This window comes from Ktedonobacter sp. SOSP1-52 (assembly GCF_016587395.1).
This window is the reverse complement of sequence record NZ_BNJH01000003.1, coordinates 1-12,464: the sequence shown is the minus strand read 5'-3', so window position 1 is coordinate 12,464 and position 12,464 is coordinate 1. Positions and strand designations below refer to the sequence as shown.

The 12,464-nt window shown below is 54.5% G+C and carries 14 protein-coding genes; 6 read left to right on the top strand and 8 right to left on the bottom strand.

From position 1 onward, the window contains the following. Positions 1 to 13: 13 nt before the first annotated feature. Positions 14 to 283, bottom strand: coding sequence for a hypothetical protein (locus tag JMJ16_RS25750; protein ID WP_007907688.1), 270 nt, complete (start codon positions 281 to 283; stop codon positions 14 to 16). Positions 284 to 597: 314 nt separating this feature from the next. On the opposite strand from JMJ16_RS25750, the gene JMJ16_RS25745 reads away from it, so the two are divergent. The 3 genes from JMJ16_RS25745 to JMJ16_RS25735 all read left to right on the top strand — a co-directional run bounded on the left by JMJ16_RS25745 (position 598) and on the right by JMJ16_RS25735 (position 3,078). Beyond that, positions 598 to 1,329, top strand: a complete 732-nt coding sequence (locus tag JMJ16_RS25745) for a hypothetical protein (RefSeq protein WP_201386219.1) — start codon at positions 598 to 600, stop codon at positions 1,327 to 1,329. A 174-nt stretch (positions 1,330 to 1,503) separates the two neighbouring features. After that, positions 1,504 to 2,306 (top strand): IS5 family transposase gene (locus JMJ16_RS25740; RefSeq protein ID WP_201386218.1). Its coding sequence is split into 2 segments (ribosomal slippage): positions 1,504 to 1,903 and positions 1,903 to 2,306, totalling 804 coding nucleotides; the frame shifts between segments, so codons are not numbered across the junction. A 193-nt stretch (positions 2,307 to 2,499) separates the two neighbouring features. Next, the gene (locus JMJ16_RS25735; protein WP_201386217.1) at positions 2,500 to 3,078 is read left to right on the top strand and encodes a biotin/lipoyl-containing protein; all 579 of its coding nucleotides are present in this window, start codon (positions 2,500 to 2,502) and stop codon (positions 3,076 to 3,078) included. Positions 3,079 to 3,170: 92 nt separating this feature from the next. Here JMJ16_RS25735 and JMJ16_RS25730 read toward each other — a convergent pair whose 3' ends face one another. Beyond that, a complete protein-coding gene (locus JMJ16_RS25730) occupies positions 3,171 to 3,422 on the bottom strand; it encodes a hypothetical protein (protein WP_201386216.1) in 252 nt (83 codons plus the stop codon). A 258-nt stretch (positions 3,423 to 3,680) separates the two neighbouring features. On the opposite strand from JMJ16_RS25730, the gene JMJ16_RS25725 reads away from it, so the two are divergent. The 3 genes from JMJ16_RS25725 to JMJ16_RS25715 are packed head-to-tail and all read left to right on the top strand — an operon-like array spanning position 3,681 to position 6,955. Beyond that, complete coding sequence (locus JMJ16_RS25725; protein WP_201386215.1) at positions 3,681 to 5,351, top strand: methylmalonyl-CoA mutase; 1,671 nt, start codon at positions 3,681 to 3,683, stop codon at positions 5,349 to 5,351. 24 nt (positions 5,352 to 5,375) lie between these two features. Next, positions 5,376 to 6,302 (top strand): glutamate racemase, encoded by a 927-nt coding sequence (gene murI / locus JMJ16_RS25720; RefSeq protein WP_201386214.1) that lies wholly within the window; start codon positions 5,376 to 5,378, stop codon positions 6,300 to 6,302. An 11-nt stretch (positions 6,303 to 6,313) separates the two neighbouring features. Then, entirely contained in the window at positions 6,314 to 6,955 is a 642-nt protein-coding gene (locus JMJ16_RS25715; protein WP_201386213.1) for a hypothetical protein, read from the top strand. Between the two features lie 66 nt (positions 6,956 to 7,021). Here the strand turns inward: JMJ16_RS25715 and JMJ16_RS25710 are convergent, their stop codons facing one another. The 6 genes from JMJ16_RS25710 to JMJ16_RS25685 form a co-directional block, all read right to left on the bottom strand. Continuing rightward, entirely contained in the window at positions 7,022 to 8,416 is a 1,395-nt protein-coding gene (locus JMJ16_RS25710; protein ID WP_201386211.1) for a complex I subunit 1 family protein, read from the bottom strand. A gap of 161 nt (positions 8,417 to 8,577) precedes the next feature. Continuing rightward, complete coding sequence (locus JMJ16_RS25705) at positions 8,578 to 9,729, bottom strand: NADH-quinone oxidoreductase subunit D (RefSeq protein ID WP_201386209.1); 1,152 nt, start codon at positions 9,727 to 9,729, stop codon at positions 8,578 to 8,580. 42 nt (positions 9,730 to 9,771) lie between these two features. Beyond that, a complete protein-coding gene (locus tag JMJ16_RS25700; protein ID WP_201386208.1) occupies positions 9,772 to 10,173 on the bottom strand; it encodes a hypothetical protein in 402 nt (133 codons plus the stop codon). Between the two features lie 182 nt (positions 10,174 to 10,355). Further along, the gene (locus tag JMJ16_RS25695; protein ID WP_201370860.1) at positions 10,356 to 11,060 is read right to left on the bottom strand and encodes an NADH-quinone oxidoreductase subunit C; all 705 of its coding nucleotides are present in this window, start codon (positions 11,058 to 11,060) and stop codon (positions 10,356 to 10,358) included. Then, on the bottom strand, positions 11,051 to 11,407 hold the full coding sequence (locus tag JMJ16_RS25690) for an NADH-quinone oxidoreductase subunit A (RefSeq protein ID WP_201370859.1): 357 nt from the start codon (positions 11,405 to 11,407) through the stop codon (positions 11,051 to 11,053). Before JMJ16_RS25690 ends, JMJ16_RS25695 begins: the two co-directional genes overlap by 10 nt. A 93-nt stretch (positions 11,408 to 11,500) precedes the next feature. Continuing rightward, positions 11,501 to 12,464, bottom strand: a 964-nt coding sequence (locus tag JMJ16_RS25685) for a PP2C family serine/threonine-protein phosphatase (RefSeq protein ID WP_201386207.1), incomplete at its 5' end; no start/stop codon positions are given.

The window sequence follows — 12,464 nt, the reverse complement described above, 5'->3', positions numbered from 1 at the left end:
ACAAACAGAACGTTTATGCCTCTTGCACGGGTCCATCCTCATCAGAAACATCACCCTCGTTCTGATAATGGATGACACCGGCAATGTTCACCGAAGGATACTGTGAGTAGTCGCAGCTACATGGCCCGCCCGCCGCACACCCGGGACAACAATATGTCACGCCATGCATGATGACTGGGGACCAGAGGATCTCAATATCACAATTGGCACAACGTCTTACCACCCGGTTATGAGGCGTTCTTCTGCTCATCTCTCCCTGTGGCTCTTCGCGCGCTGCTGACATGATCCTCTTCTTTCAGCATAACTACTCTTTACTAATTCTCTGCAAGCGAGTATGCCATACAAACTGTTAGAAGCACATAGGAGAAATATTAGAGGAATGTTAGAAATTTTTCGCGCTCAACCGCTTCTACCTGATTATAATCAGGTAAACACGTTCTATTTCCACCACTACTCCCTTAACTCTTCGTACTAGCACATACGAATAAGCCAGTTCTGGCAAGCGGTACACTAGTGGAGGCAGGGTTTTGAATTGAGCAGCAATAAGCCCTGATTTCAACATTTTTCATTGAGAGACTAATTAGACAGGAGCGCACGATGATACTTTCTCTCTGCAAAAAGAACTTGTGCCTCATTGTTATAAGCCAGGTAATCGCGATACTCCTTCTGGCGGGTCTGCCTGCAACCGCGTTCGCCTCTTCGAGGTACACACCTGCCAGATTTCCACACTCCAAAAGTTACCAGGTGAATAATCAATACAGCAGTGGAAATGATGGTGGTATTAATAGTAACAACAATTATTATTGGGGCAGTAACCAGGGAAATGATGGCAACCAGGGCTACAACTCGGGCAACAACATGGATAATAGCAGCAACAGTGGAAACCAGGTGATCAATCAAGATAGCTTTATTGAGAACCAGGTCAATACGCAGAAGAATAATCAATACAGCAGCAACAATGATAATGGTTTTGATAGTAATAACGCATACTATTATGGCTACGACCAGGGAAATGATGGCAATCGAGGCTATAACCTGGGCAACAACCAGGACAATTCTTCCAATAGCGGGAACCAGGTCAACAATCAAGGCAATTTTATTGGAAAGCAACTCAACGCTCCTGGTAGTCAGGTCAACAATCAGGGAAACGCCATTGGCTACCAGGTCAATAACAATTCGTACTCCCTGCTCCCTGACCTGCTCAATACTCTGGGAGGCAAGAGCAATAATCAACGCAATAGTGTTGGCGATCAGGTTAACCATAATACCTACTCATTAGCACCTGGCATTCCCTTACTAGAACTAACCACGCACACGAAAAAAAGATAGCCTGTGCGTCTCTCCCGTGCATATCTTTCTTCGATACCAGCACCATCAGAACCCTTGAAGGCTCCTATAGCATCTATCCGCTTCTTAGAAACTGTTTGCTAATGGAAAAGTTGTCGAGAAAGAAAAGAAAGGAGATCGTAGCGACCAACTGAGCCAGAAGAAGGAGTCAGAGTGATGCTTCCCCACCGGAATCGACCAGCGTACCCAAGTGATGTTACTGACGCCCAATGGGCCATTCTTGAGCCCTTGGTGCCCAAGCCTTCGACCGAAGGCCGGCCAGCCGAAATTGAGCGGCGGGAGATCATCAATGGCATCCTGTACATTCTGCGCAGCGGAGAGCCGTGGCGCATGATGCCTCACGATTTGCCCAACTGGCAGACGGTGTATCAGTACTTCCGTGACTGGAAGCTCGATGGCACCTGGGAACGCATCCACAGTCACTTGCGCAAACGTCTGCGCCAAGAGTTGGGGCGTGAGGAAGACCCTTCTGCTGGAAGCATCGATAGCCAAACCATCCAGACCAGCGCGGTGCGCGGTGAAGAGCGCGGCTACGATGCGGAAAAAAAAGGTTCGGCAGAAAACGCCATCTGCTCGTTGATACCGAAGGCTTCGCGCAGACAGTGCGCGTGCATGCTGCCGACATCCAGGATCGTGATGGCGGCAGGCTCTTGCTTGCCGATGGGCCTGACCGATATCCTCGCATGAAACATGTGTGGGTCGATAGCGCATACGCTGGCACGTTTGCCGATTGGATCCAAGAGCAGTTTGGCTGGAGCGTGCAGATCATCAAACTGCGCACGCCCCATCGCTTCCAGGTCCAACCCCGTCGATGGGTGGTGGAGCGAACGTTCTCTTGGATCTCTCGCTGTCGACGCCTCTCACGCGACTTTGAGGGTCGCTGCGATACGAGCGAGGCATTCATCCATGTGGCTCTCAGTCGACTCATGCTGGCTCGACTCTCCAAATTGACTGGCTAGATTCCCTTTAGCAAACATATTCTTAGCCAGGGGAAGCCTGGAAACAGAATATGGTACAATAACAGGACGTGAGGATGCTTACACACCACACGCGAATACCAGAAGCCGTCTATGGGCGTGCCAACTCACTTGTGAAGAGGTCCTTGGTTACGCTCATGCTATTTGCTATATAAGCCAGGGGTAGAAACGTACAATGACGTATATCGCTACTAGTCAAGCAAGCAAAGAGACCTACCGGGTCACAACTGGCGACAATGGGGCCAGCCAGAGCATTCAACTGGAAGAGACGACCTTCCCCATCGACTGGCGCCAGGTCGCAACACTGGCCAGCCAGAGCCAGTCCTCAGGCGAATCTGGCGGTCATTTTAGCCTGATCCTCGCCAGTCGCTCCTATGATATATTCGCCCGCCGCATTACCAGGGCCGATCAGAGAGATAGTGAGACCTACGAAATTCATATCGCGGGCCAGCGCTTTGAGATCAAGGTTGAAGATGAACGTACGCGCCTGCTCTCAAGTCTGGTGAAGGGAAGCGCGGCCAGCGGAATGGCCTCGGTCGCGGCTCCAATGCCGGGCCTGGTGGTTGGAGTCCCGATTGAGCCTGGCGCAACGGTTCAAGAGGGCGCAACGGTGGTGATTCTCGAAGCCATGAAAATGGAGAATGACCTGAATGCCCCCATCAGCGGCACCATTCAAGAGGTGCGTGTCAAAAAGGGCCAGGCGGTCGACCAGGGTGAAGTGCTGATCATTATCGCTGGGGAGCAGGAGAGCTAGCTCGCTAGCACGTATAAAAGGTATTGACCAGCAGGACCTCTCCTGTGAGAGGCCCGCTGCTAATCAATACTGATGGTGGTCAAAGTGGTGGGTTAGGGTGATTGAGTAGGATATTTTCTCACCCAGCGCAGACGGCTTGTATCATGGACACAACAGAGCACATCATCCGCGGCATTCTCCCCCACAAGAGCACGCAGGCGCCGATGATAGCGCTCAATGTTTTGCATACGCGTATGAATAAAGACATGTCGTGCGGTCCCGCTTGCCAGGCCATGCAAACCACTATGTGCCGCATCATACTCTTGCTCGATCTGCTCTTTCAAGAGAGCTATCTCGCTACCCATCTGCTTTGCCCCTAACGTTTCTGACTGAACATCCTAAACTAGTATACACAGCTATTGGCGAAATGCGAAGACTAAAGACTATCAAATAGCTATCAGATAGCTATCAAATAACTACCAAAGATGGTGATGTCGAGGTGCGCGGGCGGATGCCCGCGCACCTCGACATCACCATTATCCCCTTGACTCATCCTTTGTCGTCAGAGGCATCTGCTCGGCAATATGGTATAATGCCATTGGTATGCAATAAGGAGGACTGCTATGCAGCAGCATGTTAGTCGGAGTGCAGAGGAGTGGCGCGCTACCACTCTGCGCAAAGCACAGGAGAAAGCGGCGGAACGCAAAGACCGCTTTGAGACCAGTTCACACATACCAGTACAACCCCTTTATACCGCAGAAGATGTACAAGCGCTCGACTTACACGAACGGATAGGTTTCCCCGGTGAGTTCCCCTATACACGCGGTGTCCAGCCCACCATGTACCGCTCACGCCTCTGGACCATGCGCCAGTACGCGGGCTTTGGCACCGCCGAGGAGTCAAATAAACGCTATCATTACCTGCTCTCACAGGGTACAACTGGCCTCTCGGTGGCCTTTGATCTCCCCACCCAGATTGGCTATGACGCGGACCACGCGCTCTCTGAGGGCGAGGTTGGCAAGGTAGGCGTCTCGATCTCCAGCCTGGAAGATATGGAGACCCTGCTCGCTGGTCTGCCCCTGGAACGCATCAGCACCTCCATGACGATTAACGCTACGGCTAGCATCCTACTCGCGCTCTATATCGCGGTGGCTAAGAAGCAGGGAGCCGATCTGCACAAGATCTCGGGTACCATCCAGAACGATGTGCTTAAAGAGTATATCGCGCGCGGCACCTATATTTATCCGCCCCAGCACTCGATGCGGATCATTACGGATATCTTCCAGTACTGTGCCGAGAATATTCCGCGTTGGAATACGATTAGTATTAGTGGCTATCATATTCGCGAGGCTGGCTCGACGGCGGCGCAGGAGATCGCCTTTACGCTCTCTAATGCCATTAGCTATGTGCAGGCAGCTCTCGATGCTGGGCTCAACGTCGATAAGTTCGCGGGACAGCTCTCGTTCTTCTTTAATTGCCATAACAATTTCTTTGAGGAGATCGCCAAGTTTCGCGCGGCACGTCAGATGTGGGCGCATATTATGCGTGAGCGCTTCCATGCCCAGGACCCACGCTCACTAATGCTTCGCTTCCATACGCAGACGGCTGGCTCGACACTCACGGCTCAGCAGCCTGATAATAACGTGGTGCGCACGGCATATCAGGCCATGGCGGCCGTGCTGGGAGGCACCCAGTCCCTGCATACCAATTCCAAGGACGAGGCCCTCTCGCTTCCCACTGAGGACTCGGCGCGCCTGGCCCTGCGCACACAACAGATCCTGGGCTATGAGACCGGGGTCGCCGATGTCGTGGACCCACTGGCAGGCTCCTACTTTGTCGAGTCCCTGACGACCCAGCTCGAAGAGCAGGCCTGGGCCTACATTCAGAAAATTGACGAGTTGGGTGGAAGCGTACGCGCGATTGAGCTTGGCTATATGCAGTCCGAGATCGAGCAGGCCGCGTATACCTATCAGCTCGCACTTGAGCAAGAGGAGGCGATTGTGGTTGGCGTAAATCGCTTCACCCAGCAACACGAGCCACCAGCCGAGCTGCTACGCGTTGATCCAGCCATCGGGCGTAGGCAGGCAGCCAAACTCGCAGCCCTGCGCCAGCGCCGCGATAACGAGCAGGTTCAACAGCGCTTGCAAGCGCTGGAAGCGGCGGCGCGTGGTAGCGAGAACTTGATGCCGCTAATCATCGAGGCGGTGGAGGCCTATGCGACGCTGGGCGAGATCAGCGATACGCTACGCCACGTCTTTGGTGAGCAGCATGAATTTCGCAGTTTTGATGCTTAGACAAGAGGTTTTTCAAGGGAAAGCATGAACGTTCGTAACACGAATTTTGATGAGGGACAAGTGCATACAATGCTGGGAGAGGGAGTCGAGTCACTCTCTCCCCTGGCCAGGCATGAGAGCAGGGGCGATGATACACATCGCCCCTACGCTCCTATTGGCGTCTATGACTCGGGCGCTGGGGGCTTAACCATTCTTACCGAGCTGAGAAAGGTTCTCCCGCACGAGGACTTTCTCTACTATGGGGACACCAAACACTGTCCCTATGGCGTACGGAGCGAAGCAGAGATTATCGAACTGGCAAAGCAGGCCAGTCGTTTTTTGCTGGAGCGAGGTGTCAAACTCATCGTTGTCGCCTGTAACACAGCCTCACAGGCAGCTCTTGAAGCGCTCCGTCTCTCGTTCCCTGACGTGCCCTTTGTTGGCGTGGTGCCCGCAGTCAAGCCCGCAGCCAGCCTGACCCGAAAGGGGCGTATTGGCGTGGCCGCAACCAATCAAGCAGCCAAATCTGCATACCTGCAACAGCTCATCGAGGATTTCGCCACTGGCGTCGAAGTCTATGCTCAGGGCTGCTCCGAACTGGTTACACTCGTTGAAAAGGGACAGCTACAGGGACCAGAGGTTGAGGCGGTCTTACGCCAGTCTCTGCATCCCCTGCTCCAGCACGACATTGATGTCCTGGTGTTGGGCTGCACCCATTTTCCCGCCCTGCATGAAGCTATTCGGCAAGTCGTAGGCCCGGACGTCCAGGTTATCGATAGCGGTGCTGCTATCGCTCGTCGCACTCGTTTTCTTCTTGAGCAGGCTGGCATCGCACATCCCATTGATCAGGCCTCACCTGAGCAGGGATCGCTCCAAGTCTGGTGTAGCGGAGACGCACACCCCTTTACGACAACTGCCAGCCAGGTACTCGGGTATCCCGTTAGCGCGGAATCCTCAACGACCTCATTTTGAAAGGCAGGAGCATGTCAAATACTCTCAGTACCGGCGTTTCCCCCGCCGGGCTGCCACCGCGGACCTTGCGTCTGCGGATTGCACATTCTATTTCAGCCATTCTCTCACCACCAGTCGTATCTATCCCAACGATCCTCCTGGTAGCGCTCTACCGCACCAGTAACCAGCTACAGGCCATCGGCTATACCCTGCTCACGCTCTTCTTCGTGAGCGTGGGTCCTATGCTGTACATTCTGATTGGTGTCAAGCTCGGTAAATTTACGGATATGGATGTAAGCAAACGTTCACAGCGTGTCGGCCCCTTTATCATCTGTCTGCTCTCTGTTCTCGTGGTATTCTCCCTCTTAGGACTTATTCACGGACCTCATACGCTGCGAACCGCCCTTCTCATGACACTCTTTATTGGCTGCATCATGATGCTGGTCACGCTCTGGGGCCGCTGGAAGATCAGTATTCACGCCTCCTCACTGGCGGGGGCTGTGACCCTGCTGACCGCCCTCTATGGCCAGGTCGTCCTGCCAGCCTATGCCCTGGTGGCACTGGTCTGCTGGTCGCGCGTGGTCCTGCATCGCCACACGACGGGACAGGTCATCGCGGGCTCGCTCGTCACTATCGGGATCGCCGCCCTCACTCTGGCACTCTATGGTATCTAGCGTCGTCAAAAGCACAAAAAATACCTGCTGGGAGCATTCCCAGCAGGTATTTTTTGTGCTTGATATTTATTTCTCGGAACCACCAGCGGTCAGTTGAGCACGGGCGGGGACGCCATCGCGCAACTGTAAGCCAGCCACGGCAGCCGCACGGCGCTGCGCGCGGATCGCGGGAGCCTGGGCGCGGCGGGTCGAAGCCACAGTCGCACGGTGCACCAGCTGGATAAAGCCATAGACCGATATCCAGTTAATCACACCCAGCGTCACCAGGAAGGCCACGATGGGGAAGTGAAACGCGTCGAAGATCAGGTAGACACCGCCAGTGACGATGATATTGGCCAGGGTAACCGGCATCAAGATCAGCCAGCTAAATTGCATCAACTGGTCGGCGCGCAGACGTGGCAACGTGGCGCGAATCCAGATGAAGACGAAGCAGAGCAGGTAGACCTTGAGAACCAGGTAGACCAGGCCCAGCAGGTTACCAACCAGGCCCCACCAGATGTTGTTTAAGCCAACCAGGTAGGAGACACCAGGGCCAGCAAAGCCACCCAGGAACATATAGGCCGTTATCGCTGATACCACGGTCATATTGCCATACTCACCCAGGAAGAACATCGCCCAGCGCATACCGCTGTACTCTGTCATATGGCCAGCGACCAGCTCGGACTCGGCCTCAGGCAGGTCGAAGGGCGCGCGGTTGGTCTCGGCCAGGCCACAGGTGTAGTAGATGAGGATCATCAGAGGCTGTACCAGGATAAACCAGGCCCAGGGCGTGAAGCCTTCGAAGAGGAAGTCCAGCACTGGATTGCCGGTCTTACTCCAGATGTTCTGGAAGTTCTGAATCTCACGCAGGGAGACGGTACCAATGCCCGACACACCGGGATAACCAGGATGACCCGCCAGCACGCTGGTCAGCATGATCACGCCCACGAGCGAGAGGAACAGAGGTAGCTCATACGAGATCATTTGGGCGGCAGCACGCAGGCCACCAATCAAGGCATACTTGTTGTTGGAGCTCCAACCAGCCATGACCACGCCCACAACATCGATTGAACTGATAGCGACGTAGTAGACGACACCAGTCGCCAGGGCTGTTCCCGGCACCCCGATATAGGGCGAGAAGGGCAGCACAGCGAAGGTCGCGATGGCCGGCGCCAGGAAGACGGCGGGTGCCAGCCAGAAGAGGAGCAGGTCGCTATCAGCGGTGTGAACATCCTCTTTCAGCAGGAGCTTGAGCACGTCAGCGACGCTCTGCAGCAGACCATAGGGGCCAGTATGATAAGGGCCAAGACGGTCCTGCACCCAGGCAATAACCTTGCGCTCTAGCAGAACCAGGATGGTCGCGCTCGTAAGCACGAAACCAAATATTGAGAGGAAGGCGACCACAAACTGCAAGGTATCCCATGAGAGAATGCCATTGACCAGTTGTGTCCACAATCCATCATCAGCAAGAACTGTAAACATCGTAGATGACTCCAGCGCGAACGAACACGCTTCTGCTTACCGGATGCCGGGTGCAGAAGCGGCCATTTCGCCTTGTTTACTAACCATTGAAGGTAGGTACCCGGAGCATTCAGCGAGGAACGGCACCTGAAGCGCCCATTCCACCTGAATGCCAGGAGGCATTAGCGGTCAACCTCACCCAACACAATATCGGTGCTACCCATGATCGCGATGGTGTCGCTCATTTTATGACCACGCAGTAGCTCAGGCACAATTTGCAGATTGACAAAGGAAGGGCCACGTAGCTTCGCGCGCCAGGGATACTCACTGCCATCGCTGATGAAGTAGACGCCCAGCTCACCCTTGCTGCTCTCGACCGCGAAGTAGGTCTCACCACGTGGAGGACGCAGCGCGATCGGTGTGCGTGTGCTGATAGGGCCACCCGGAAGCTTATCAATCGCTTCGCGGCAGAGGCGCACGCTCTCGAGCATTTCAGCCATACGTACGCAATAACGGGCGTAGCAGTCGCCCTCCTGGCGCACCTGGGGGTTCACTGCTATCTCACGATACGCCATATAGGGACGATTCACACGCAAATCCCAGTTGATACCACTGGCGCGCAGCATCGGACCAGTCAGGCCATAGGCCAGGGCCTGCTGTGGATCAATATAGCCGACGCCCTGGGTACGAGCCTCAAAGATTTCATTGCCAGTAATCAAGGCCGTCAATTCGGCATGATTCTTCACAAACTGGTCGAGAAATTCCTCGCACTCTTTGAGCCAGCCCTTGGGCAAGTCGTGCAGGACACCACCCACGCGCATATAGTTCACGTTAAAGCGGCTACCACCCAGCGCCTCAAAGAGCGAGAGGATGGTTTCGCGATCACGGAAGGCCCAGATGACAGGGGTGGTCGCGCCCAGGTCGAGCAGATAGGTACCCACGGCCACGAGGTGGCTGGCGATGCGCTGTAATTCGTTAGTAATCAGGCGGATATACTGCGCGCGGCGTGGCAGCTCAATTCCCATCAACTGCTCGACAGCGCCGGCATAGGCGGTCTCATTGAGCATAGGCGAGAGGTAATCCGCGTTGTCCATGTAACGGATGCCGCCCATAATAGGGCGATTCTCCAGAATCTTTTCGATACCGCGATGCAGATAACCAATAACCGGGGTGCAATCGACGACCGTCTCGCCCTCAAGCGTGAGCAGCAGACGCAAGACGCCGTGTGTACTTGGATGCTGAGGTCCCAGGTTGAGTAACATCTCCTGAGACTTTAGTTCGCCACCCTCGCTCACGATGCCGACCGGAATATTTATCTCTTGGTTTGTAGCCATGAGGTTTCCTCGTTTAGTATGTTTCAGTGCCTGCCAATAGTTTCATCTGCGTTGCAGGCGTCGCAGGCGGACCCAGAACATATAGGACCACATACATCCCATGAGTGTCGCCAGAGCACTAAACAGGTAGCGATTAGGGTCCGCCGAGAAAAATGCTAGTGCTACCGCCGTCCCAAAACAAACACAAGCGACGAGGATGGGCATCATCACTCCCTGTGTACCACTTCTTGCCCGGGGCACTCCCTTAGAACGTGCCAAAGACCCTGAGCGTGCGGCACGCCCCAACGTCTGTCCTGCCTCCCCTGCGCGACTCTTTCCGTTCGCGCGCGCCTCCCTGTCCTGGCCTGGTGCGACCTTGCCGACGCCCTGTGTTTCACGACCCTGTTTCTGGCTCTCAGTACGACTGCGTCCCGCGCCTCTACGATGCGTCCTGGCCTTTGGCATAGCCCACACTCACGTTCTTCTGCAATAGAAAGAAAGCGATCCACAAGTGTCTGTTAAACGCTCTCTATCAGACGTGCTTTCAACTTCCCAAGTGGCCTTTTAATGCGGAATCCAACCTCCATTCGGGGGCGCGGCGCCACTCTCGTGGCTAGCGCTCCGCGCTCAGGTTTCCGATAAGGCACTCATTCCGTATCGGCCTGCTGTTCGCCCGCCTCTTGATAATCCTGGAAAGCATGGCCGAAGGTTGGGGTACCAGGATGGAGGCGCTCCTCCAGTCCCTGACCCAGTTTCTTCTGCACCACGCGCTCCAGGTGCTGCTGCTGGAATTTGCCCGAGACTGCCATATTTGGATCAATCTGCGTGGTCGCCCGAGGCTTTGCGGTCATTGGCACCTGTTTGAAGTCCTTCAGCAAGGGATAGCCTTCGAAGTCATCATCCAGCAACATACGGCGGAGATCAGGATGGCCCGCGAAGCGAATGCCATACATGTCGTAGGTCTCGCGCTCCAACCAGTTAGCAGTTGGATAGACCGAGACCACGCTATCAACTTCCGGCTTCTCGCGCTCGATACGTACCTTGATCTGTAGCAACTGCGCGCGCGTGGTTGAGCGCAGGTGATAGACCGACTCCAGGTGATCAAGCATATCGGCACCCGAGACGCACACCAATAAATCAAATCCTAGCTGGTCGCGCACAAAGCGACAGACGGCCACCAGGTTCTCTTTATCAACGACCAGGCCCAGGAAATCCCCTTTGAGCGTGGTAGCATTGACAGGCTTGCCTGTGATCTGCGAGAGCGGAGCCAGGTCGCGAGCCAGAGCAGCGTTCTGGTCACGATAGCCCGTTGTCGCACTAGGCATATTTGTAGAACGTGGTACTAGATCCATCGTGTCACTCCCTTACGCCAGGCATACACCAAGCCAAGCGCGAGTATTAAGATAAAGAAGAGCATCTCGACAAAACCAAAAACACTTAATTGCTTGAAGATGACTGCCCAGGAAATGATAAACACAATATCCACATCAAAGGCCACAAAGAGTAGGGCAAAGATGTAGAAACCAAGTGGATATTGTACCCAGGCCGAGCCAATTGGCTTTTCACCAGACTCATAGGTCTGGGCTTTTTCTTTTGTTTTTTTATGGGGTGAGAGTATGTTAGAGACCGTAGTTGCAAGAATAACAAAAACAAAACCGGCTACTAACAGAATACCCGCGTATAAGTACCCAAGAGACACAAGCGTTCCTCCCAATACAAGCCTCTGCCGAATATCGACAGAGGCAAGAAGATGCTGCAATGATTATAGCACAGTGAGTAAGAGGCGACAATTTCACGTGAGTTGGGGTAACTGGACCGTGTCAGGCTTGGCAAGCACCTGGAAACCACGTCCCCGGGATTCCCCTTGCGCCTCCCGTATCCCCACCACAATCACGCTCACATTGTCATCGCCGCCCTCACGCAAGGCGGCCTGAACCAGGGCATCTGCGATGCCCTGCACATCCTTCTGTGGCTGTTTGATCATATGCTCGATTTGTGGATCACGGACCATATCCCAGAGTCCATCGGAGCAGAGCAGCAACAGGTCACCATCGTATACCTGCTCTTCAAAGGCATCAATCTCAATGGCGGTCTTCTCGCCAAGGCTACGATAAATCTGGTTGCGTTTAGGATGAGTATAGATATCATCTGGCTGGATAATACCAGCCTCGACCAGGCTTGCCACGACCGAGTGATCATTGGTCACTTTGCGTAGCGGCTCACCCTGGCGGTAGAGATAGGTGCGACTATCACCAACATTGGTCACATAGGCGGTGTCAGCCACGATGAAGGCCGCAGTCATCGTGGTTCCCATGTCGGCATGTAGCTCCATATTGTGCTGGTGTACCGCCTGGTTGGCCTGCTGCACACCATCCACCAGAAGGCGCACCAGGCCCTCGCGTGGCAGATCGTTCTCCGCCCGTAGATTGGGAACCATAAAGTTTACGATGGTCTGGATAGCCAGGCGGCTGGCATCGCGTCCTGCGGCATGCCCCCCCATGCCATCAGCCACCACAAAGAGGCCAAATGGCAGAACCTCACCATAGACACTACATACCCCCCTGGCCGCAAAGAAGCTATCCTCGTTTGGCTTGTGCTTCCGCTTAATACCAGGATCGGTATGCGTCCCTACAAGGTAGTGAATAGGTTTGCTGGGTTTATGCCCGGGTTCCGTCCTCTCGGAATCACTGGCAGTGGAAGCCTCAGATACTGGAGCCTTCACCTCCTCAGGTTCAGGCGTAAACTCAACAGTTGGC